Annotated in this window: 23 protein-coding genes; 14 read left to right on the top strand and 9 right to left on the bottom strand. The window is 38.8% G+C overall.

All coding sequences use genetic code 11. From position 1 onward, the window contains the following. The first annotated feature begins 81 nt into the window (after positions 1 to 81). Positions 82 to 1,824 (top strand): DUF6178 family protein, encoded by a 1,743-nt coding sequence (locus SHI21_RS09315; protein WP_323576095.1) that lies wholly within the window; start codon positions 82 to 84, stop codon positions 1,822 to 1,824. On the opposite strand, the gene SHI21_RS09320 is transcribed toward SHI21_RS09315, so the two are convergent. Both SHI21_RS09320 and SHI21_RS09325 read right to left on the bottom strand, forming a co-directional pair. Further along, complete coding sequence (locus SHI21_RS09320; RefSeq protein ID WP_323576096.1) at positions 1,821 to 2,201, bottom strand: hypothetical protein; 381 nt, start codon at positions 2,199 to 2,201, stop codon at positions 1,821 to 1,823. The two genes, SHI21_RS09315 and SHI21_RS09320, sit on opposite strands and share 4 nt — an antisense overlap. A 3-nt stretch (positions 2,202 to 2,204) precedes the next feature. Next, positions 2,205 to 2,717, bottom strand: a complete 513-nt coding sequence (locus SHI21_RS09325; RefSeq protein WP_323576097.1) for a hypothetical protein — start codon at positions 2,715 to 2,717, stop codon at positions 2,205 to 2,207. A gap of 140 nt (positions 2,718 to 2,857) precedes the next feature. Here SHI21_RS09325 and SHI21_RS09330 point away from each other — a divergent pair, with 140 nt between their 5' ends. From SHI21_RS09330 to SHI21_RS09340, 3 genes are all read left to right on the top strand, one after another. Further along, positions 2,858 to 3,502 (top strand): hypothetical protein, encoded by a 645-nt coding sequence (locus SHI21_RS09330; RefSeq protein WP_323576098.1) that lies wholly within the window; start codon positions 2,858 to 2,860, stop codon positions 3,500 to 3,502. A gap of 8 nt (positions 3,503 to 3,510) precedes the next feature. Further along, positions 3,511 to 4,545: a CpaF family protein gene (locus SHI21_RS09335; RefSeq protein ID WP_323576099.1), complete on the top strand. Its 1,035-nt coding sequence runs from the start codon at positions 3,511 to 3,513 to the stop codon at positions 4,543 to 4,545. 89 nt (positions 4,546 to 4,634) lie between these two features. Next, a complete protein-coding gene (locus tag SHI21_RS09340) occupies positions 4,635 to 4,994 on the top strand; it encodes a hypothetical protein (RefSeq protein WP_323576100.1) in 360 nt (119 codons plus the stop codon). A 2-nt stretch (positions 4,995 to 4,996) separates the two neighbouring features. Here SHI21_RS09340 and deoC read toward each other — a convergent pair whose 3' ends face one another. Then, positions 4,997 to 5,680: a deoxyribose-phosphate aldolase gene (gene deoC, locus SHI21_RS09345; RefSeq protein WP_323576101.1), complete on the bottom strand. Its 684-nt coding sequence runs from the start codon at positions 5,678 to 5,680 to the stop codon at positions 4,997 to 4,999. A gap of 43 nt (positions 5,681 to 5,723) precedes the next feature. Between deoC and SHI21_RS09350 the strand changes: the two genes are divergently transcribed. From SHI21_RS09350 to SHI21_RS09395, 10 genes are all read left to right on the top strand, one after another. Further along, positions 5,724 to 6,662, top strand: coding sequence for a sensor histidine kinase (locus SHI21_RS09350; RefSeq protein WP_323576102.1), 939 nt, complete (start codon positions 5,724 to 5,726; stop codon positions 6,660 to 6,662). A gap of 4 nt (positions 6,663 to 6,666) precedes the next feature. Then, positions 6,667 to 7,440 (top strand): response regulator transcription factor, encoded by a 774-nt coding sequence (locus tag SHI21_RS09355; RefSeq protein ID WP_323576103.1) that lies wholly within the window; start codon positions 6,667 to 6,669, stop codon positions 7,438 to 7,440. 103 nt (positions 7,441 to 7,543) lie between these two features. Then, entirely contained in the window at positions 7,544 to 8,311 is a 768-nt protein-coding gene (locus SHI21_RS09360; protein WP_323576104.1) for an enoyl-ACP reductase FabI, read from the top strand. A gap of 149 nt (positions 8,312 to 8,460) precedes the next feature. Next, complete coding sequence (locus SHI21_RS09365; protein WP_323576105.1) at positions 8,461 to 10,968, top strand: CRTAC1 family protein; 2,508 nt, start codon at positions 8,461 to 8,463, stop codon at positions 10,966 to 10,968. Positions 10,969 to 11,149: 181 nt separating this feature from the next. After that, a complete protein-coding gene (locus SHI21_RS09370; protein ID WP_323576106.1) occupies positions 11,150 to 11,857 on the top strand; it encodes a cation diffusion facilitator family transporter in 708 nt (235 codons plus the stop codon). A gap of 12 nt (positions 11,858 to 11,869) precedes the next feature. Further along, positions 11,870 to 13,033, top strand: coding sequence for a hypothetical protein (locus tag SHI21_RS09375; protein ID WP_323576107.1), 1,164 nt, complete (start codon positions 11,870 to 11,872; stop codon positions 13,031 to 13,033). Positions 13,034 to 13,104: 71 nt separating this feature from the next. Continuing rightward, the gene (locus SHI21_RS09380) at positions 13,105 to 13,593 is read left to right on the top strand and encodes a YbhB/YbcL family Raf kinase inhibitor-like protein (RefSeq protein WP_323576108.1); all 489 of its coding nucleotides are present in this window, start codon (positions 13,105 to 13,107) and stop codon (positions 13,591 to 13,593) included. A gap of 205 nt (positions 13,594 to 13,798) precedes the next feature. Continuing rightward, positions 13,799 to 14,167: a nucleoside diphosphate kinase regulator gene (gene rnk, locus SHI21_RS09385; protein WP_323576109.1), complete on the top strand. Its 369-nt coding sequence runs from the start codon at positions 13,799 to 13,801 to the stop codon at positions 14,165 to 14,167. Between the two features lie 200 nt (positions 14,168 to 14,367). Continuing rightward, positions 14,368 to 14,640 carry a type II toxin-antitoxin system RelE family toxin gene (locus tag SHI21_RS09390; RefSeq protein ID WP_323576110.1) on the top strand — a complete coding sequence of 91 codons (273 nt, stop codon included), beginning with the start codon at positions 14,368 to 14,370 and terminating at the stop codon, positions 14,638 to 14,640. Further along, the gene (locus SHI21_RS09395) at positions 14,630 to 14,938 is read left to right on the top strand and encodes a helix-turn-helix domain-containing protein (RefSeq protein WP_323576111.1); all 309 of its coding nucleotides are present in this window, start codon (positions 14,630 to 14,632) and stop codon (positions 14,936 to 14,938) included. Before SHI21_RS09390 ends, SHI21_RS09395 begins: the two co-directional genes overlap by 11 nt. Position 14,939: 1 nt before the next feature. On the opposite strand, the gene SHI21_RS09400 is transcribed toward SHI21_RS09395, so the two are convergent. Genes SHI21_RS09400 through SHI21_RS09425 form a run of 6 tightly spaced genes read right to left on the bottom strand, consistent with a single transcriptional unit; the run spans position 14,940 to position 21,335 of the window. Next, positions 14,940 to 15,977, bottom strand: a complete 1,038-nt coding sequence (locus SHI21_RS09400; protein ID WP_323576112.1) for a uroporphyrinogen decarboxylase family protein — start codon at positions 15,975 to 15,977, stop codon at positions 14,940 to 14,942. Between the two features lie 17 nt (positions 15,978 to 15,994). Continuing rightward, on the bottom strand, positions 15,995 to 16,681 hold the full coding sequence (locus SHI21_RS09405; protein WP_323576113.1) for a response regulator transcription factor: 687 nt from the start codon (positions 16,679 to 16,681) through the stop codon (positions 15,995 to 15,997). Further along, positions 16,674 to 17,579, bottom strand: coding sequence for a sensor histidine kinase (locus tag SHI21_RS09410; RefSeq protein WP_323576114.1), 906 nt, complete (start codon positions 17,577 to 17,579; stop codon positions 16,674 to 16,676). Before SHI21_RS09410 ends, SHI21_RS09405 begins: the two co-directional genes overlap by 8 nt. After that, positions 17,579 to 18,856: a glutamate-1-semialdehyde 2,1-aminomutase gene (hemL, locus tag SHI21_RS09415; protein WP_323576115.1), complete on the bottom strand. Its 1,278-nt coding sequence runs from the start codon at positions 18,854 to 18,856 to the stop codon at positions 17,579 to 17,581. The genes SHI21_RS09410 and hemL overlap by 1 nt, the downstream gene beginning before the upstream one ends. 9 nt (positions 18,857 to 18,865) lie before the next feature. After that, complete coding sequence (gene hemC / locus SHI21_RS09420; protein WP_323576116.1) at positions 18,866 to 20,395, bottom strand: hydroxymethylbilane synthase; 1,530 nt, start codon at positions 20,393 to 20,395, stop codon at positions 18,866 to 18,868. Beyond that, entirely contained in the window at positions 20,379 to 21,335 is a 957-nt protein-coding gene (locus SHI21_RS09425; protein ID WP_323576117.1) for a Rossmann-fold NAD(P)-binding domain-containing protein, read from the bottom strand. Before SHI21_RS09425 ends, hemC begins: the two co-directional genes overlap by 17 nt. Positions 21,336 to 21,645 lie beyond the last annotated feature (310 nt).

Consider the following 21,645-nt stretch of genomic DNA (forward strand, 5'->3'; position numbering starts at 1 on the left):
TAAGAAGTTGCCTCTGTAACATACGTCTTCCTCTTCGGTTTATTTCTTGAATTCCTCGAGGGCAGATGCTATAAATCACTCATGAGCGAAACACCAAAAAAACCTTATAAAAACGATCCTTTAACCCTTCTTATGAAAGAGTCCGATGCCTATAATCATCTGGACCAAATTGAAAAGTACGTCGAAGGTTCAAGTGACCTTTCGGTTTTACCTGTTCAACCAGTCTACCTGGCCCTAAGGAAATTACCTTTAGAGAAGGTGGCCGAGTACCTTCCTAAGTTTTCAAAAGAGCAACGCGAAGTCTTTATGGACATCGACTTGTGGCAAAAAGATGAAATTGATATTGAGCATTTCACTTTCTGGTTACAAGCATATTCCTTGGTCGAGTCGGATGAAGTTAAGCTGGACTTTGTAACGAGTGAGCAATTTCTATTATTCTTAAAAAGCAGATTCAATGTCTGGACCTTCGATGCAGAAGATCCAAACTATCCTGATCATGACAATTATTTTTTAACTGACGACAACATGCTGCTACTGGAGTTTGATGAAAACTTTCCGTACGTCGATGAAGCAAGAGCGCTTATCCGCCATTTATATTTTGAACTTGGTGTTGAAAACGCTTACACATTTTTATTCAAGATGGTTTCTGATTCTTTCTTGATTCTTCAAGAAGAGCAGTACCAGTTTAGAAAAGAGCGCATGCGCGATTTTGGTTTTGTCGATTATATGGACGCTCTGGAAACAGAAAATCCATTTATCAATATTGATTTCTTAAATCTTTTCATCAGAAAGAAAACTCCTGCGACTGGTGGGATTGATGAAGTCTCGAAGAATCAAAACCTGCACAACTCATCTTTGGTTGCTTTCAAGGATCACTTTAAAAAAGTTATCGATGAGCTTTTATTAGTCTCTGATCAAAAACGTGCAGACTTCCTGCAGTTTAACTTTGTTCGTTTAATTAACGCCCGTCTTGAGTCACAAGGGTCTTTGAAAAAAGGATCTATTGCGATGACAAGAACAGGAGCACAGACGAAGAATCTAGTTCTTCTGGGATTTAATTACATTAAGTCGACTGACCTTCTAGAGTCAGCTCCGGCCGAAGGGATTTTTACACTATTTAGTTTCAGCGACCTTTATAAAATTGGAAACTCTCTGATTAAGTTCAACCTGAAAGACTTGAAAAAAGCATTAAGTGCTAATGAGTTTGAAGGGGATAGAGAAACGTTCCTGGGCGATTACTGGAATGACTTTTTAGATAATGCTTTCGATGCTCCAACGAAGTTTCATTCTCCGAAAGATGATTCAGCGAAAACTATTATTGAATATGAAGAATACCAGATGTGGACTTACAAAACGAAGACATTGATTCAATTGCTTCCTTTTGCTAAAAAGTTTTATGAAACACTGGACGCTCTTAAAAAAGATAACCGTTTAATGGATAGTTATTATTTAAACTACACTGTGGATGATATCGATTTCGAAGCTCTACTGTTAAGTAACTTTGCAAACTTCTACTTAAGCTCTTTCAGTGAAACAAACTCACATGTTCCCAATGGTAAACTTGGGTTAACTGTGGATGAATATAAAACTTTTTCTCAAGGGATCATCTCGAGCGAAGAAGGGAAGTTTGTGTTAACTCCGGAGCTATTTAAAAAGATCCAGAAGTTTACTGAGAGTTATGGCCTGAATCAGGTTTTTGATTTTAATAATTACTTACAGGATTTATTAAAGTCACAACTGGAAGGTTATGACTTAGATCATATGGAAGAAGACGAGTTCAAGCACATTGGTGGACCGATTATTCTGAACATGAAAAAACACTAAGCAAAATGCGAATTCATTAATTGAGCAAGATTCTTCTGCAAAGGAGAGTCTAGCTTGATTAAGTCTCCCGATAATTTCTCTTTTAAAACTTTCTTTCTATCCATCTGAACCAAAATCAACTTCTCTGTTTGAGAAAAATTCATAATCAGCGGAATCTTTTTTGTAAGAAAGATTTCCAGTGCACTTAAACGTGAATTTTCCTGTTCTAAGAAATGCTGAAGTTCGTATTGTTCACCGACTTTGGCCGTGTCGCGGTCTTTTCTTTCGTGTTCTTTGTACTCTTCACTTTTCACATAGTCTTCAAAGACATCTTCAAAGCCTTTAAGGCCTTCAAAAACTTCTTTAGAGACATTGGTCGTTCCGATTTTTTTACTCATCTATTAGGCCCTTTCTTTCGTTTTAGTTTTTGGTTTATCGTAGAAAGCAGAGTTGAGCACTTCTAAAAAATGCAGCTCTTTAGTTTCAGAATACAGTCTTCTTTGAGTGTCAGAGGAGTCTCTTAGCTCCTGGATGATTTTATAAAGCTGAAGGTTTTTAATTTTATCCACTTTAAGGGAAAGCTTGTTTAGGAGCTGCAGCTCTTTGTTGTTAGGACGTTTGACTTTTTTAAAGTAGTGTTCCGGCAAATCTTTCACTGATCTCACAGTTGGGAAAAGTGTTCTGACAGTTTTTGTAGTGATGATATAAAGCGGGTAAGGGAAGCGTGGATGCAAGGCCGCTTCGAGAATCACTTGCTCGAGGTTAATGATGGCATTTTCCAGGTCTGCACCAGTGTAATTTGTAAGATTGATATAGCAGGGAACCTTCCCGATGCGGGAGTCTTCCACTACTAATTGTATATCTGAAAGAGCAGCTCCCTTTAGGAGTATTTCTTCAAAAATTGGGATTTTCATGCGCCATCCATTTCGTTATTGAGACAAGTTCTACTTCAGTATAAACTAAGTGAAAGTGATCTCCAATTGATGGCAATTTTAAGGGCAACATGATCAATTTTCCCTACATCTCGCTTCCCGAGTATTATACTCGATTATTAGTGAGCAATATTCAAAACAGCACTCAGGTAAATAACAACCTGGAGATGTACATCAATGAGAACAAAGAGCTCAATGCTATCGTCAAAAAGATCTTCCGCGATATTGATCCCGATGGATTTTTAGGAAAGATTCTTTCGATCTCTGGATGGAATGGCATCAGAAACCGTCTGGCCGCTGTGTTCTTAGAGCACGCGATGACAGGCAAGTTTCCAGAGATGGCCAACTTGAACCTTGTGACAGACTTAGTGTCTGTCGAAAATAAACTCCGTCACTTTACTCCCGCAGGAGGAAACCGCGCTTTTCTTCTGGCGTTTTATGCCAAGATGTCACTGATTCATATCAAGATGAAGAGTGATTCAAGAGAGCTGACTCCGCTGATTATTAAAGACGAGCATATCGAGTTCATGAAGCTTTCAAAAGCGAAGTCAGTTCGTATTGACTGGCTGATGTTACAGCTGATTCAGTTCGAGCAATTTTTAGGACAAGAAAGGCTTTATGGCCTTTTAAAAAATGAAACAAGATACGCCTCACTTTTTTCTCTACTATCAAGAGACGAACAAACCCAGATGATGAACAACTTCCTGGCGTATGGCGCTTCGATCAACGATCCCGAAATTTTCACCAGTGATGTCTCAACTCAATAGGAATTTTTATGAGTAACAGTATTTGGAATTTACTTAATGACCTTAGTAAAAAAAATGGCATTACAGAAATTCTCATCAATGGCCCTAAGAGTGTATTCGTTGAAAGAGGCGGAGAGTTCATTCAGTTAAATGCGAATATCCCGGCCAGCGATATCAAATTATTCATTAAAGAAGTTGCAGACCTCAATCATAAGCACTGTGATAACGATAATCCGATCATGGATGGAACTCTTCCGGATGGGTCGCGTATCAATATCATCAATGAGCCTTTCGTTAACGGAAGCCCAGCGATCTCCATTAGAAAATACTTAAAATTCATTTCTAGTTTTGAAAACAATCCGACAGTATTTGGATTAACTCCTCACTGGATTGATTTCTTAAAGGCCATTATGGCCTCGAGATTAAATGTGGTTGTTTCAGGTGGAACAGGAGTTGGTAAAACAACTTTTTTAAACCTGATGATCAATGAAATTTCTAAACAAGAACGAGTGATTGCCATTGAAGACACGCCTGAACTTTCGATCAATATGCCGAACGTGGTTCGTTTAGAGTCCGGTGCAAAAGCAATGCAATCAAAGTCAGCTCTTTCAACCAGAGACCTGGTGAAAAATACTTTGAGAATGAGACCTGACCGAATCATCATCGGTGAGACTCGTGGAGGAGAGTTGTTTGATTTACTTCAAGCAATGAACACAGGACACGATGGAAGTATGACCAGCGTTCACGCCAGTAGTGGTGGTGAGTGCCTCTCTAGAATGGAGACATTGTTTTTACTTTCAGGTATAGAGATCCCTTTGAATGTTGTAAGAAGACAAATGACTTCTGCGATTCAATTTATTATTCAACTTGGACGAGACAAAGAAGGCAATCGAGTTATAAACGAAATTATCGAAATATGCGGGATGGAAGGTAATACAATGCTTATTCAACCTATAGCAGTCAGAGAAGAAGGCTTCCTTGAGTTCAAAGGTATTGTTCCTAAGAACATGGAAAAACTTCATCGCATTGGTGGACTTCCACTGAATTTTTTTGAAAACATGTAGTCCTTTTTTATTGGTGAGATAATTTTACCGATTTGATAGAACAAAGATGCGACGTATACTAAAGTATGTAGTTTTAGTAGGAGCTCTTAATGTCTTCGATCGTAAAAATGGGTACAGCGCTTTATTTAAAAGTTAGTGTTTCTTTGCAACGTGAAGACATGGATCGTCTCGAAGAGATCTACAAAGAATTTCAAAGAAGCGGGGATGAATCCTTCGTATTTGATTTTTCAGATCTAAGATCAGTAAGTGAAAAGGCCTGCTACTTATTGGCCTCTATTCAAGAAGTCGCTCGCAGTAAAGGCAAAGTTTACGTCCTTACACCAAAGACGGTAGTGCTCGACCAGCTACTCGAATTAAAAATTATTAAAATTTCTGAAGTTTATGAAAACCGAGCGCTTATTGCTCAGGCCATGAAAAGCAAAGTGAAAGGAAATATCCCGGAACTTTAAGCTTAGTAGAAGTCTTGAGTAGTGAATCCTTTTATAATGGCCACACCCGCACTTGTACCTAATCTTGTCGCTCCAGCGGCCAGCATTTTTTTAGCTGTTTCAAGATCTTTAATTCCACCACTTGCTTTGATTTCAACAGTTGTCGAAACACTTTCTTTCATTAAAGTGATATCTTCAATCGTTGCCCCACCACCATTAAAGCCGGTAGATGTTTTAACAAACTTTGCCCCTGCTTTTTCGGCAAGCTGACAAGCGACAACTTTTTCTTCGTCAGTTAAAAGTGACGTTTCGATGATCACTTTAACCACTTTTCCTTCAGCTGCGGCCACGACATCACGGATATCTTCTTCAACTAATAATATTTTTTGTGATTTTAGCGCACCGATATTGATCACCATATCGATTTCATCAGCACCATCTTTTATGGCATGAGCAGTCTCAAACGCTTTAGTGGCGCTAGAATTGGCCCCAAGAGGAAAACCGACCACTGTACAGACCTGAACCCCAGAACCTTTTAAAAGCTCTGCACAGGTCGCTACATAAGAAGGATTTACACAGACCGAGAAAAAGCGGTAGGTTTTTGCTTCTTCAATCAGATTATGGATCTGAGTGATGGTAGCGTCTGGCTTCAAAAGAGTGTGATCAATGCTTCTCGCAATTTTCTCTTCAACAGTTGCCGTTTCCATAGTGCTCCTTTACAAATTCAGTGTATTTCACAACACTTCTAGTATGATAAAGTCACGGTGGTTTTACCATCCCTTATTTATTTTTATTTTCTCGCTTCTAGCGTTGGCGCTGTCGCTGTTTCTCTATATCCGCTCGTATTTGCAAGTCAACGAGGCGCTGCAAGACGTCGTTCTCAAATACAACCTGAATGCCAAGCAGATTTTCCAGGGAGAAACCTGGGTTCTCATTTTGACATTGTCACTTTTAGTATCAGTTATTCTGGCAGGACTTCTGATCATTTATATCTACTACCAAAAAATGATTCAGCTTTATCGGTTACAACAAAACTTCATTAACGGGTTTACCCACGAGCTAAAAACTCCCATTGCCTCCCTGCAATTATTTCTTGAAACATTTTCTCGTCATGAATTAGAGCGCACTGAGCAGCTCCGTTATCTCGATTACATGAAACGCGATACAAAACGCTTGTCTGACAACGTAAATCGCATATTACAGCTTGGCCGTCTTGAAGACCGCGACGTGAAGGCCGAATTCAGAGATGAAGACGTGGTTAGCGTCATCAGCGATTTTATTAAAAATACTCCTCATCTTTTTGATGAGGGCAGAGTACTTTTTGATAGTTCTTTAGAAAGTTATTTCATGCAAATCGATTTTGCTTTGTTTGAAATGCTGCTGATGAACTTAGTAACCAACGCTTTTATTTATAATAAATCCCGCGAAAAAATCGTTACGATCAAGCTTGAAGTTATCGGTAAAAATTTAGTGATGGATATTATCGACAATGGTATTGGTTTGGATAAAACTGAATTAAAGAGAATTTTTAAAAAATTCTACCAGGTGGGGAAAACTACCAAAGGATCCGGTCTTGGTCTCTACATCGTTCAAAGTATCGCCAGACTTCACAAAGGTGAAATCACGGCCTTCAGCGATGGCATAGGAAAAGGGACGACATTTAGAGTAATTTTTAAAGGAACTCAGTAAGCATATGGCCATCGTTACACACAATACAGCTAAGAAAATTCTCATCATTGATGATGAAAAGCATATCGCTGAAGCGATTAAACTCAACCTTCGTATGTTAGGCCATGATGTTCTTCACGCCATCAATGGACTTGAAGGATTAAATTTCTACAGCGAATACAACCCTCAATTAGTCATCGTCGATTTGATGATGCCAGAAATAGATGGTTTCGGAGTTATTACCGAAATCAGAAAGCGCGATGCTAAAATTCCTATTTTAGTTATTTCAGCAAAAGAGCAAGTAAAAGAAAAAATCAAATGCTTAAGCCTTGGTGTTGATGACTATTTATCAAAGCCATTTGACCTGGATGAATTTTTATTACGAGTAGATAGACTCTTAACGAGAATGGAGTGGAACAATTCAACTCCCGAAGGAAAACACGAAATTGAAGTTAATGAAGTAGAAGCATTAGGGGAGAGTTTTGACTTCGGTGATCACACTGTAGATTTTAAAAACCTTAAAGCATTCTGTTTTAAATCGACTAATCCTCAAACCTTCGATCTGACATTACAGGAAATAAAAATCTTAAAAGTCTTTTTCGCCCATCCTAATTTGCCAATGACCAGAGAAGAGATTCTGGAGACCGCTGTGGGGTATCAGCCTGGCGTGAGTACGCGAACTTTAGATAATTTCATTGTGCGTTTTAGAAAGTATTTTGAAACTGATCCTAAAGATCCGAAGTTTTTTAAGAGTGTCCGCTCTGTAGGCTATCTTTTTGATAAGTCTGGCGAGCAGTAAAGACTCTGTTTCTCCACAGATTACGCACCCGCACATCACTTCTTTTTGACAGACAAAGTGATCTAAATTACTCTTTCCATCACATTATTATTAAGGAGTTAAAATGGGTCTTCTCACAGGGAAAAAAGCATTAATTCTAGGCGTTGCAAACGACATGTCTATTGCATGGGGAATTGCAAAAGCTCTAAAAGCTGAAGGCGCTCAAGTTGCTCTTTCTTACTTAAATGAAAACTTACAAAAACGTGTTGATCCACTAGCGGCAGAAGTTGGTGCAGATTTTACATTCGAAATGGATGTAACAAATAACGAGCACTATGAACGCATTCAAAAAATCGTTGAAGAAAAATGGGGCAAGTTCGATATTCTTGTTCACTCACTTGCTTTCGGCGATAAAGCAGATTTAAAAGGACGTTTTGTTGAAACTTCTCGTGAAGGATTCAAGATGGCCTGCGATGTTTCTGCTTTCTCATTAATTGGTCTATGTAATGCTCTTAAAGGCAACATGAACGATGACTCTTCAGTTATCGCGATGACATACCACGGATCAACTAAAGTTCTTAAAGGATATAACGTTATGGGAGTAGCGAAAGCTGCACTTGAAGCGTCTGCAAGATATTTAGCTGACGATCTGGGTCCTCAAAACATTCGTGTAAACTGTATTTCAGCAGGTCCAATTAGAACTCTTGCAGCTTCAGCTGTTCCTGGTCTAAAAGACTTCTTAAAAGTTATCGAAGAAAAAGCTCCGATGAGAAAAAATGTCACTCAAGAAGATGTGGGCGGGACAGCTGTGTACCTGTCTTCACGACTTTCTTCAGGTGTAACGGGACAAGTTATTTATGTTGATTCAGGTATCAACATTATGGCGCAATAATACAATTAAGTTTTCGTCTTAAATACGTCTCCTGAGGCCTTGGCTTCAGGAGATTTCTAAACCACTCCGTTAGACATTTATCCAAATGTGAATTAAACTTATTTATATATTTAAGCTTAATGCGTGCATTTTTTTAAAGGAGTATGAAAATGTTTAACAAAAAAAACTATCTTATTGCTGCGGGAGTTATCTCTTTCACAGCGCTAGGTACATTCTTAGTTTTGAAACCTGTGCATAACAACACAGGAAGTACTCTTCTTTCAAACATTCTTGCGGTTAAAACTTACTCGCTTAACGAGTTGGTGAAAGGTCTTGATTGGAATAATGACGGCTACGAGATCATGGTTAATCAGACCATGACAGATGAGCTGACTTTCCAGCAAGTTCAAAAAAGTCTTTTAAACCCACTTGAAAAACAATTTACAAAAACTGGCGAAAAAGATTTTCAATCTTTCTTCACGAAAGAAGGCGTACAGATTTTTGGTATCAATATTAATCCTTCAACTGTAGTTGATGAACATGATGGAATAAAAAGACTTTCATGGAATGAAACAACTCCAACAATTACAAAAGAAATTAATTTAAATAACTACGCTGCTAAGTTTTCACATGTTGAAGATTTTAGACTGGATATAAAAAACTTTAATATCTCAATGGATGACAGAAGAGATTCGGATGCCACGACTTCTAAAATGGTTCTGGAAGGATTCATGGATCTTAGAGGTCAAACGACTGAAGGCACTCGCCGTCAGGACGTAGGGCCGGTTAAACTGGTTGTAAAATTAGTTGATGGTGAATGGAAAATCCAGGAAATGGCCTTCAAGAATGTCGTGACAACTACAAGCAGTAGAGCACCGGCATTTAAATCAGAAACAGCAACCGCTTTCAATGAAGGAGCACCTTCTGTTTATCTTCGTCGTGAAGCGATTAGAAGAGGTGGGTATGCATTATCTCTAACAGACATCAATCAAGATGGTGTTTTAGATATGTACGTTGGAACTCAACAAGAATCAGAAATCTGGATGTTTGATAAAACAAAAAACAAATATGTCAGAAGTATGCAAGAAGCTTTAAAAGGCGAGAAGATGGTAAAGACTGCAATCTTCACTGATCTTGATAACGATAAATTCGAAGACCTTTTTCTAACGACATTCAATCCAATTTATCAAGGTGATGGACAGAATGAAGACCTGGTTCTTTATAAGAATAGTAAAAACACACTGACAAAAGTGGTTGATCCAGCAAAAGGAATGAGAAAAATTTCTACTTATTACCCAATGCCAGCAGTGGCCGGAGATTTTAACGGAGATGGGCTAACTGATATCTACGTAGGATTTCCAGGGAAAAAAGATTTTACGTTCACTAATTTATCAGGTCATGAAATTGACGGTGATATCGCAGTTCAAGGTTTATTCATGAACCGTGGAAGCATGACCTTCAATGGAAATGAAGCACATTTTCCAACGATCAAAGAAGGTAATAGACAGCACTTGTTTCCACACGCTGCTTTAGCAGTAGACTGGAATAAAGATCACAATATAGATATCGTCGTTATCGATGATCAGGAAAATTTAAGTCCGTTTTATTTAAATAAAGGGAATGCTAAGTTTGAACAAGTCGCAGAGAGAATCGGTATCCGTGATACATTAAATGCTATGAGTATCGCGGCCGGAGATTTTAATAATGACGGTCTGATGGATTTTGTAATGACATCAATCAGTCTTGATGCCGGACAGAGATCTGAAAATGCGATGATTAATCACTGGCATAAAGTAAAGGACAAATTTAGAACTGGAGTATCTGGAAACGGAATCAGATTATTTCAACAAGCAAAGAATGGAAACTTCGATGAAGTGACAAATATGGCGGGACTTAATTATCCAGGTCAGGGTGCCGCTGGAGTTGAATTCGTAGACTACAATAACGATGGTAAACTTGATATCTATCTTGCAAATGGATTGTGGTCAGGTAACGATAGAAACCAAGAGGTTGGTCATTACTTCATTAATATGATAAGAAAAGAGTTAGGTGCAAATGAAGCTGATTTAAAAGACCGCGCTGACAAGTCAGCAGCTTCGCCATTCATGAACTTGCTGATCGACTTTAGAGGAGATATTTTCAACTCAAATCTATCAGGAGATAAAACTTTATCACTTGGTGGATACCAACGTAATCGTCTTTACAGAAATAACGGCGATGGAACTTTTACAGATGTCGCTTTCATGGAAGGCGTAGATTCAATCAGTGACGGATATGTTGTAGCATTAGGTGATCTGGATAGAGACGGAAAAATGGATATGGTCCTTAGAAATGGTGACCCTGCTCAAAAGGATTACACATTCCCGGCCGTAGAAGTTTTACATAACAATGGACCGTGGGAAGGAAAATCAATTGATCTTGCTCTAAAAAATAACAGAGGCGTAGATGCTATTGGTGTTGGTGCGACGATTGAATATGAAGGTACTACTCAGTACAGACAATTAATTTCAAATAATGGTGCAGCTCAAAGTGAAAGAGTTCTGCATTTTGGAATTGGTAAAAGGGACACGGTTCCAAAACTTACGATTCACTGGGCGTCGGGCGATAAAGTTTATACAAACTTAAAGGCAGGCAGACATGAGTTTTCAGAAATCTCATCTATTTTAAGTCAGCAATAAATAAACTCCCTCTTGTTGATTAAAATTATCAGCAAGAGGGATATTTGATAGTTACTTGCATTTTCATCATCTTATCTAGATAAAATCTAACCAAATCCCATTTTCCATTGGACCTGGAACCTTAAAAAAATGCTATAATAAACCTATGGCGCTTATACGAGTGCTATAAAAGGAATTTATTATGAGTGAGAGCTGTTCACACGATCACGGAGTTGGTCACCACGATCACAATCACACTATCGAGTATGATCCAAAAAATACCGCCTTCAAACGCGTCCTTTGGATTTCACTTATTCTAAACTTCGGAATGTTTTTCGTTGAACTTATTTACGGAGTTCTTTCCGGCTCATTATCACTTCGCGCTGATGCCATCGATTTTTTAGGTGATGGAACAAATTATTTCGTCACACTTTTTATTTTAAACTCGGCCATTCAAACGAAAGCAAAAGTCTCATTAGCTAAGGCCTTTTTTATGATTGGTTTCGGAGCATGGATTTTGGTTGAAGCGACAATGAGATTTTTTTCTCATCAAGTCCCCGAATCATCCATCATGAGCTGGGTAGGATTTGCAGCTCTTTTAGTAAATGCTTTTTGTGTTCTTTTATTATACAAATTTAAAGACGGCGACAGTAACATGCAGTCCATCTGGTTGTGCTCTAGAAACGATGCTATCGGGAACGTGGCCGTTATTGGGGCCGCGGGAATGGTCTACTGGCTTGGAACTCAATGGCCCGATTTAGTGGTCGCTATATTTATGGCCGGTTTAGCTGTGCACTCAGGTTTTCAAATCATCCGCTCAGCTAGGAATGAATTGACTCATGGCCACCACACAGGTAAACCAAAGCTCAAAGAACATAAGCATGGTGCCAGCTGTAACCATGATCATTAAAGACTAGAGTGTATGGTAAAAAAACTTCATCAATCAGGCCTGAAGCTAACAGGTATTGCTCCTAATATTCTTCTTACTCACGTTATCAATACGGCACCTTTTTTATTTGCCGGTGAATTGGATACGAGCGGACCAGAGCGCGAGTTTTTAGCAAAACTCGTGTTCTACAAAAAGAATTTAAACGCTCTAAAAAATATCGACCTGACAGAATACTTTCATATTTGTATGGCCGCTCATTGGACGACAGCAGGAACATTTGTTCCAACTGACGTCGACAACCAAATCCGTGAAGGACTTTGGAAACACTCTGATATCAAAAAAAATATCGAAAGAATGGCGAAACTTACGATCGCTTCATGGACTTGGGATTACGAACAAGTCACAAATAGAAAATCATACAACCCTGAGCGCGGACAAGTGATGAGTACGCACGAAGGAACATGGTTGTCTGTGGCCATCGGTGCCTATAATGCTTTGATGAAGAATAAACTTTTTGATCTGGCAAAAGATGTGGCCGACGTTATTCTTGCTGAAGCTGATAAAGAAGAAAAACTTTTATTAGAGCTTCAGGAAAAAAGAGATCACGTAAATTTTCTTAGATCGTCAGCTCTAATGGCCCACAACTTCGGCGACCTTGATCGAGTGATTGATCAATGGGAAATGCCGGAAGACGATGCTTTTAGAAAACGCATTTATAAGTTAGGCCATAAACTTAACGACGCTCAAAACCCAATTCTTGTTTTCACCGGACAAGTTAATAAAGCATTCTGTTCAGTTGAAAACCACCGTCACATGTCGATGAGACAACCAAAATGTCTTCGTCGTTCAAATAAATTTTTAATTCCAGTTGGACCATTCATGGACAAGTGGGGAAGAGATTTAGGAGAGTCCAAGAATCTCACGTTAGATGAGAAAGGCGAGATCATTGCGGCCTTCGTAGAAGGTTTTAAACGCCAGGATACAGCACTTGGGTATGTTCGTGCTTATCATGGATTGTTGAGTAAATTACCTAATGGACTTGAATCTCTTGAGCAGAATCTTTCATACGATTTCGTACAAGAATTAAAAACATCAAAGTTTGGTGAGCTCGCAAAAATTTCTGAAGAAGAGATGATAGCGGATTACAAAAAACGTTTGGATGACTTCATTTGTCCAGTAACCAATATGAAATTCTAATGGAGTCGCATTTGCATTAATCTTATTGATTGCCTGAAAAAAGTTTTTTCGGGGCAAGAAAGGAGATTTGTATGTCACTCAAAGCGTGGTCCAGTTCACTAACTCCCGGTAGAGCAGTACCAGAAAATTATATTTTTAATGGTATGGGATGCTCGGGAAAAAATATTTCACCTCCCATTGAATGGAAAGATGCCCCTGCAGACACCAGAAGTTTTGCAGTCACTGTCTTTGATCCAGATGCCCCTCAAGCTGGGGGATGGTGGCATTGGGCAGTCGTGAATATCCCTCCTGAAGTCCATCTATTACCTGAAGGCGCTTCAACTAACGACGCTCTTCCAGAGGGCGCAGTCGAAGTTGAAACTGATTTCGGAATAAAACATTACGGTGGCCCTTGCCCGCCAAAAGGAGATCGTCCACACCATTACATTTTTACGGTGTACGCTCTGAAAAATAGACAAGTGCCAGTCACGCCCCATTCGACGCCCGCTAGCATTAAAAAGCTCCTTGAGCAGGATTATTTAGATAAAGCGAGCTTTACAGTTGAGTATGGCCGAAAGTGAGATGTGAAATTGATGATTTACGTTTTTATAAGCGATTGAAGCTTACACCTGATTCTGGTAAAGTAGACCTATGAGTTATAAAGCTTTAATCCATTTTCAAATCTCTTCTCGCAAAACGATCGCACTATAAGTTCGACTGGGCCTTATTAACCTCAGTCACCCCATACATTGAATCTCTCTTAACCCCTAACAACAGGAAGTCCGTATGTACGACGATGTGATTTTACTCACAGAGCGCGACTACTTAAGAATTAGACACATTCTTAGTACTCAAAACTCTGATGATTTCGAAAACTTAGAAATTGAAATTGAACGCGCAAAAATTATTGAAGAAAAGGAAATTCCTTCGGACTTAGTTCGAATGAATACGACTGTAAGATTCATGACTCTTCAAGATGAAAAAGAAATGAAGCTCACGCTGGTTTTTCCAGAGGACGCAAATTTCTCTGAAGGAAAAATTTCTATTCTTGCTCCACTAGGATCAGCATTGATTGGTCTGCGAGTGAACCAGGAAATTAACTGGATGTTTCCGGATGGAAAAACGAAAACGATTAAAATTTTAGAAGTTCTCTAAAATGATTTTGCCAGACTTGGAGAGGACTCTGAGTCTGGCGGATTTGTTCCTATGCTTATCAATACTTGATTTCACTTCCCCAATCATATTAATAATAAGAAGAGATTAGATTCCTCCTTGTTTTGTTTATCTTTGCAATTTTACATGGAAATAGCGTTGATTGATAAATACGTCAAAATGACGTATAATGAGGAAGTCCTGTGTATAAAGTTGATTTTACTTTAGTTGATAAAGATCTTTCGAGGTTGCCAAAATATATAAGAGACAAAGCTTATGAGTGGGCAGGCTCTGTTGAGTATGCAGGTTTGGAAGAGATGAGAAAGAAGCCTGGGCTTCATGATGAACCCTTAAAGGGAAGATTGGCAGGACTAAGATCAGTGAGATTAAATCGTGCCTATAGACTTATTTATAAATTAGAAAAAGAAGCTATCATCCACGTTATTGTTATTGAGGTAAATAAACATGAATACTAAATCAACTACCAGATTCGGAATCAAAAATTTTGAAGCTAAGTTTGGTAAATTAACAATCGCCAGAATGTTAGAGGCACACCGCCTGGCAGATGAAATATCATTAAAGGATATGGCCAAAAAATTAGGAATGTCTCCTTCGAGTCTTTGCGATTTAGAAAAAGGTAGACGAATTCCAACACCCAAGAGGGCAGCAGCTTTAGCTAAAAAATTAGGAGTATCGGAAAAATTTTGGATTCAAACTTCCCTGCAAGACCAATTAGACAAGCAGGGATTCGATTTGAAAGTATCAGTAGCTTAAATTAATAAACGAAATTCTTATGAATATACTCAACAGTCTTCTTCACATTTTCTTCAGGAGTCTGTTGAAGCACCCCATGCCCAAGACCACAAATCCAACGATCAAGATTTTTAAGATCTTTAAGCGGTTCCCAGAATTGAGCAAGTTTTTGCTCAACTAGAGGCCATTCATAGTGAAGGTAGCTCGGATCAAAGTTCCCTTGAATCATGTAATCGTTCCCAAGCGTCTTTAGCGCTGTCGGAAGCGACATTCTCCAGTCAATCCCAAGCACATCAATATTCTTATCTTCAATCGACTGAAGGTAATCAAGGTGAGTTAACTTAGAGTAGTAAACAACTTTCTTAGTTGGATGACGTTTCTTAAATTCCGCCGTCACTTTACGAAGCACTGGAAGAATAAATTCTTTAAAGTCGGGAAGAGTTAATTCCCCAACTGCTGTATCAAATAAACAAACAGCGTCCGCTCCACCTTCAGCTTGAAGAGACATCTCTTCAATCAGGTTTGTGAATAATAATTCACAGAACCCTTGCCAGCGTCCATCGTAGAATCCTTTTTTAGAACTCGTTAAGTTCCCAGCATGAGATCCTTCAACAGCGTATGTATAAAGAGTCCATGGTGCTCCAACAAAACCTAGTAGAGATTTAGTTTGCGGAAGAGCAGCACGAAGAAGCACAGTCGCTTCTTTTTGAAAGTTAAAATAGTTTCTCGGTTCAGCTAGAAGCTTACAGTTTTTTAAATCAGCAATCGATTCAAGTTTAAACTTCAAAATCGGGCCTGGATTATAAGTTAACCCCAGTCCCATTTGCTCTAGAGGAAATAAAAGGTCCGAAAACAAAATAGCAGCATCAAAGTTAAAATCGTTGATTGGCCCCATTGTGATTTCACAAGCAAGCTTTGGATCCTTACACATTGTCATGAAGTCAGAATCTTTTTTGATGTTCTGATAATGAGAGTGGTAACGGCCTGCCTGGCGCATGAACCACACCGGCACTTGAGTTTTGTTGTCAGCTGTCTTTAAACGATCATTGAATAATCCCATTTCTTAATCCTTAATATCTATTGAACAATTAATTTATAACCAATACTTCTTATACTTTGAATTTCTAAACTCTTTTTCGAATCAGTCTCACACCATTTACGAAGCTTAACGATATAGTTATCAACTGTTCTGTTTGATGGAAATTTATCTTCCCCCCAAATCTTTTCAATAATCTCTTCGCGGTCAACAGCTTCATTTTTCTTTGTGTAGAGTAATTCTAAAATCGCGCACTCTTTTTGAGACAGCGATAAAATATCACCTTGAGCATCCTGAACTTCATAACGCTTAAACCAGATCTTTAAAGGACCGTGGTTAATCTCTTCAGGAAGTTTGCTAATCTCACTTTGAGACGAAAGGATTCTATTTAATCTTAAAATCAATTCCTTCAAAGCAAACGGCTTTGTAATATAGTCGTCAGCTCCAATTTCCAATCCTTCCACTTTCGTTTCCGGATCATTCAGCGCTGATAAAAATAGCAACACAAAATCTTTTCTTATTTTTCTAAATTCGCGGGCCAGGTCAAGTCCATTGCCATCAGGCAAACCGATATCCATTAAAATGACACCCGGTTTTTGTGAAGCAAAAAGCTCACGAGCAGTTTTAGCGTCCTTTGCCCAAAAACATCCATGCCCTAAACCTTTCAGGTATTCAGACAGGGTTATCCCTAAATTTTCTTCATCTTCAACAATGAGGATATTAAGCATTGATTTCCTCACTACGTTTAAATGTTAAATCAAACTGCAATCCACCGGCACGGGGAGTGACTGTTAAATCACCATCCATCTTCTCCAGAAGTTTCTGACTTAAATAAAGTCCGATTCCAGATCCCTTCGTTGAGTTGTGCTTGTAAAAAATCGTCCCAAGTTTTTCAAGTTCACCTTTAAACTCACCATGATCAAAATAAGAAAATTTAAGAACTTTCTTATCTTCAGTGATTTTAATTTGAATCTTCTTACTTGTTGTATGAATTCGAGTGTTCTCTAAAAGATTTTTCATAATCAACTGTAGGGCGAATTCATCCACTTCAATTGACCCCAGCGTATCATTAGCGATAATTTCCACTTCATGATCAGGAACCCAGGTCTTAGCAAGTTTCTTGATGAAAGGAACTAATGATAGGGAAGTGAGATTTAATTCACCACCGCGCTCAATTCTAGACAACTGCAGGATTTTATCCATTTGAGTTTCAAGTTTGGCCGTATCATCAATCAATCTTCCAATTAATTTATCTAAAGTCGGATCATTCTTTGATTCTAGAATTTCGTTGATCACTTCACCTTGAAGCCTGATGCTCGCTAGCGGAGTTTTTAATTCATGAGTAAGTGAAGCAAAAAACGCCTGAAGCGATTTTGTCTTCCCTTGGTCTTTTAAATAAAGAATTAAAAGCGAAAATGAAAGCAGCATAAGCAATACGAGAAAGCTTCCACCTTCCCATGCCAGCATTTTTGTAATTCTTGGACGATCCGCGTGTCCTAAAAAACTCTCAAAGTTGATCATGACATAAACCCACCACGCACCAATCAAAAGCAGAACTCCCGCCCACAAAAGTGAGAGCGTAAAGAGCATCTTCGATGAATTGTTAAATGGGTTCTTCTTAATCATTATAGTTTGAAGTCCAGTCTCTTCGCCAGATCTGCCACAACACTATCATCGTGAGCTAAACTCACAAATCCAACTTCGTAAGCATTTGGTGCCAGATAAATCCCGCGCTCTAACATCACTTCAAAAAGCTTATTAAAGTTTTCTGTAAGGTTTGCTGGAATATCAGAGATCTTTGTTACGTTATCTTTTGGAACAATCCAAAATAGTGAAGAGTATGTTGTCACTTGGAACATTGCGAATTCACCATTGTTATATGACTTCATCCAGTTCGTAAGTAATGTCGTAATCTTTTTTGTTTGCTCTTCAATTTTTTTATAAGCTTCAGGAGTCATCTGCTTTAATGTTGAAAGACCACCAACCATTGCTAGTGGGTTAGCTGACAACGTTCCCGCTTGGTAAACTTTTCCAATGGGAGCAAGGTGTTCCATAATAAACTTAGAAGCTCCAATCGCTCCCACTGGTAAACCACCACCGATGATTTTTCCAAGAGTCACGATATCAGGTTTAATCCCTGTCACTTCTGCCATTCCACCGAAAGCAACACGGAAACCAGAAATAACTTCATCAAAAATTAAAAGTGATTTGTTCGCTGTCGTAATATCGCGAAGGAATTGTAAAAATTCTTTCGGTTGAACCATCAGACCATTGTTAGCTGGAAGAGGCTCGATAATGATGGCCGCGATTTGATCTTTGTGATCAATAAAGCATTGTTTTAATCCGGCGATGTCGCCAAGTTCTAAAATCAGTGTATCGTGAGCAACACCTTCTGGAACACCAGCAGATGAAGCTTCAGCTTCTCCAGCAAGACCAGATCCAGCTTTAATCAGCATTGAATCAACGTGCCCGTGGTAGCAGCCATTGAACTTAATAATTTTGTTTCTTCCTGTTACTCCACGAGCAAGGCGAAGCGCTGTCATAACAGCTTCAGTCCCAGAGTTCACAAAACGAAGTTGCTCAACGTGAGGCAGGCGAGAGATCAGGTATTCAGCAAGCTCTAATGAATAAGGCTCGCATGCTCCGTAACTCCATCCACGAGTTAATCCTTCTTGAAGAGCTTTTTCAACGATAGGATTTCTATGTCCTAAAATCATCGGTCCAAAACTCATACAAAAGTCGACATAACTTTTATCTTCAACGTCGTAAATATAGGCACCTTCAGCGCGCTTAAAAAAGCGGGGAGTGCTTGTTAATCCCTTAAAGCTTCTAACCGGCGAGTGAACTCCACCTGGAACAAGCGTTTTAGATTTTGTAAAAAGATCAGTTTGAATATTGCTCATATGTAATCCTTAAGATTGGGTCCATGACTTGAACTCTTCCATTCCGGCCATCGGAAAGACTTCAATGCCATTTGATTTAAATAAGTCGTATGTTTTTCCAATTCCACAAGCGTGAAATTTAGATTTAATTTCCGGAAAACGATTCACGTAAGCTTCGTATTGGAAAAAACTTGTCCAATAAAAAACTTCAGTCTTTAAAATTTCAGATTTAAATTCTTCTGAAACAGTTTCGTTAATTTCTCTTTTATAACAAGCAATCACTTCAGCATCAGTTAAAGTACTTTTCGCTTCATCATTAGATAAAACAATTAAAGGTGCTTTAGTGTCGACCATTAAAGAAACCGCATGAGAGGCACGAAGGTTTTGAACTTCTTCATCACCAATAGCGTCTGCAGTCGCATTTACCCAGTACCCAAGAGCGGCCAGGTCTTTCATGGTTTTTGTTCCTGCGGCCCAAACAGACCCAGGGTTACTTCCAGAAATAGCGTCCAGGCAGTACTTACTTGTAATATAAAGATTAAGCCCCTGATCTAATGTCACTTGAATATTCTTTTTAGAAATCAATTCATCATTAGTAGGGTGCCCGTTAAAAACTTTTGGAGCAGTAAAAAAAGCAGGGAGGTTACGTCCTTCAAGTTCAATAAATGAAATTTCTACTCCATCCAGATTTCCATGATGGTTATGAAGGAAGAATTCACCTTTCGCACTTTCAAGTTTACGAACATTTATTCCAACAGCAAGGTGACATCCACCTCCGTATTCATTAAATGCTTTTCTCTCACGGGCCACTTCTTCTTTTGTTTTTTGATCGATCATAAGCGCAAGCTTTCTATGAAGCTCACCACCATCAGAGCGCTCAGATTTTGTTTCAATCGCTAAAGCTCCCTGAGAAGCTGACGAAGTGAACACCGATTGTGGAAGAATCATAAAGTTGATTCCATCCAGAAGTCTTTTTAACTCCTCTAATGAAGAAGGAGTCAGAGCAAGTCTTTCAATCCCGGGAAGAGCTAAAGTAATCGCATCGTATTCACCATCTCTTAGTTTCTGAATACGTGTATTGATATTTCCACGAAGCATTTTTGTTTTAACAACAGCGTTTTTTCCTTTCGGTAAAAACTCAGCAAGATTTTTTTCAAGGTTTACAACTCGTCTTGGTGACGATGTCCCAACGATAAACTCTGTTCTGTTTTTAATTGTAGGAATGGTTTCGTTTTTAATGAGTAAAATATCGTGAGCAAAAGTTCTTTTTGTAACGGCCGCAAGAGTGATGCCTTCAGGGCGAATAGATCCTAAGTCTTTATATGAGTGAACAACAAGATCCACTTCACCTTTAAGGAGTGCTTCATCCAATTCTTTAGTGAAGAAGTTATTTCCTTCCATCTGCCAAAGAGGTTGAGAGGTTTGAATATCGCCTTGAGTTTTAATCGTGACTAACTCGAAAGTGTCGCCAGTGATTTTTTCTAATTGATCTTTAACTTGTCCGCATTGAGTAAGTGCCAGAAGGCTTCCGCGGGTTCCGATTTTATAATGAGTAGGCAAAATGTAACTCCTCCCAATCAAATGGTGTGCTGGATAAAATAGGTGTTCCGCGCTTTTGCGCTAAGTGAAGAATGGCATTCTTCGCTTTATTCACCTTTTCCATCTTTTCGATATTGAGCTTCGCACTTTGTCTGAAAATATCTTCCAGACGAAGGACGCCGTCTCTTTCTGTGAGATTAGTTTCTATCACAGAGGGAGAGCCTAGATCAATAAAGAGCTTCATTTGTTGAGTCAGAGTTTCAAGAAAATTGAGACCGAAAAACTTTGAAAAGAAAATATCATCGAATAAAACGTCGTTTGCACCAATAGTATTTACGATAAAAGGAAACTTCGCATACGTGTCTTTGTCGCCCCAGCCAATAGCTTCCAGGCCGTATGCTGCACTAAGCTCAGCAACGCGTTCGTTGTTTCTAGCAGAGATGAAAACATTATGTTTTTTCTTAAGCAGTTTAATTAAGTCTTCAGCAAGAGTCCCAGATCCTAAAACAAGAACATCGCCATCGTTAACAGCGCTGTGAATTAGTTTTCTAGCGATCCCTGCGTAAGTAAGCTGACCAATCTCAGTTAAATGATCAGTGCGGACTTTTTTATTGTCCTGGAAAAGTTTTTCCAGAATCGACATGACATGTGTATTTCTCTCAGGAGTCTTTAAAAATTCCTGATAAGCATCTTTAAATTGACCGACCACTTCATACTCAGCAACAACTTCCGAACGAAGCCCACAAATTGTTTCAAGTAAAAAAACGTAAGCATCCTGTCCTTCGAAAATATCTGTAATGACATCTTCTCTAAGAGCATTATCTCTTAAATGTAAAAACGGAGCTTCACCAACGCCCATAATTAGGGTACGCTGGCACGTCTTCAATACGAACACGTCACCCTTAGATGGGTTAGCATGCGAATTGGCCTTGAGGTTAATGACGGTTAAATTTTTAATCATAAGTCTTAACTAGTTATAACTCCCGCTACACGCCGATTTGTCATAAAAGTGTAGGTTTTATCATTTTTTATTATCAGAATTTTTGTGTTATTGTTTGGGCCTATGAACATATTTCAGAGAATCAGTTACCCCTTAAAGCAGGCTTTTTTAGCCTTTGATAGGAAAGTAGACGGATCTATTAGTTTTTTCGTGAAACATTACGGTAAAAGCAAATTTATGATCGCCATGTCTAAGAAGGCCCAGTATCTGGGTCTCGAAAAACTTTGGTATAAAGGACCGAAGGCCTTCGTATATTTCTTTTTGTTTTATT

The organism is Bacteriovorax sp. PP10, from assembly GCF_035013165.1.
In the GTDB taxonomy this organism is placed as follows: Bacteria; Bdellovibrionota; Bacteriovoracia; order Bacteriovoracales; family Bacteriovoracaceae; genus Bacteriovorax; species Bacteriovorax antarcticus.

Coding starts and splice junctions, on each gene's coding strand:
- SHI21_RS09375 (WP_323576107.1), top strand. CDS start 11,870: ATGGTAAAAAAACTTCATCAATCAGGCCTGAAGCTAACAGGTATTGCT.
- hemL (WP_323576115.1), bottom strand. CDS start 18,856: ATGAGCAATATTCAAACTGATCTTTTTACAAAATCTAAAACGCTTGTT.
- SHI21_RS09425 (WP_323576117.1), bottom strand. CDS start 21,335: ATGATTAAAAATTTAACCGTCATTAACCTCAAGGCCAATTCGCATGCT.
- SHI21_RS09410 (WP_323576114.1), bottom strand. CDS start 17,579: ATGATTAAGAAGAACCCATTTAACAATTCATCGAAGATGCTCTTTACG.
- SHI21_RS09380 (WP_323576108.1), top strand. CDS start 13,105: ATGTCACTCAAAGCGTGGTCCAGTTCACTAACTCCCGGTAGAGCAGTA.
- SHI21_RS09370 (WP_323576106.1), top strand. CDS start 11,150: ATGAGTGAGAGCTGTTCACACGATCACGGAGTTGGTCACCACGATCAC.
- SHI21_RS09350 (WP_323576102.1), top strand. CDS start 5,724: ATGATAAAGTCACGGTGGTTTTACCATCCCTTATTTATTTTTATTTTC.
- SHI21_RS09335 (WP_323576099.1), top strand. CDS start 3,511: ATGAGTAACAGTATTTGGAATTTACTTAATGACCTTAGTAAAAAAAAT.
- SHI21_RS09325 (WP_323576097.1), bottom strand. CDS start 2,717: ATGAAAATCCCAATTTTTGAAGAAATACTCCTAAAGGGAGCTGCTCTT.
- SHI21_RS09320 (WP_323576096.1), bottom strand. CDS start 2,201: ATGAGTAAAAAAATCGGAACGACCAATGTCTCTAAAGAAGTTTTTGAA.
- SHI21_RS09315 (WP_323576095.1), top strand. CDS start 82: ATGAGCGAAACACCAAAAAAACCTTATAAAAACGATCCTTTAACCCTT.
- SHI21_RS09340 (WP_323576100.1), top strand. CDS start 4,635: ATGTCTTCGATCGTAAAAATGGGTACAGCGCTTTATTTAAAAGTTAGT.
- SHI21_RS09360 (WP_323576104.1), top strand. CDS start 7,544: ATGGGTCTTCTCACAGGGAAAAAAGCATTAATTCTAGGCGTTGCAAAC.
- SHI21_RS09400 (WP_323576112.1), bottom strand. CDS start 15,977: ATGGGATTATTCAATGATCGTTTAAAGACAGCTGACAACAAAACTCAA.
- rnk (WP_323576109.1), top strand. CDS start 13,799: ATGTACGACGATGTGATTTTACTCACAGAGCGCGACTACTTAAGAATT.
- SHI21_RS09395 (WP_323576111.1), top strand. CDS start 14,630: ATGAATACTAAATCAACTACCAGATTCGGAATCAAAAATTTTGAAGCT.
- SHI21_RS09355 (WP_323576103.1), top strand. CDS start 6,667: ATGGCCATCGTTACACACAATACAGCTAAGAAAATTCTCATCATTGAT.
- deoC (WP_323576101.1), bottom strand. CDS start 5,680: ATGGAAACGGCAACTGTTGAAGAGAAAATTGCGAGAAGCATTGATCAC.
- SHI21_RS09365 (WP_323576105.1), top strand. CDS start 8,461: ATGTTTAACAAAAAAAACTATCTTATTGCTGCGGGAGTTATCTCTTTC.
- SHI21_RS09405 (WP_323576113.1), bottom strand. CDS start 16,681: ATGCTTAATATCCTCATTGTTGAAGATGAAGAAAATTTAGGGATAACC.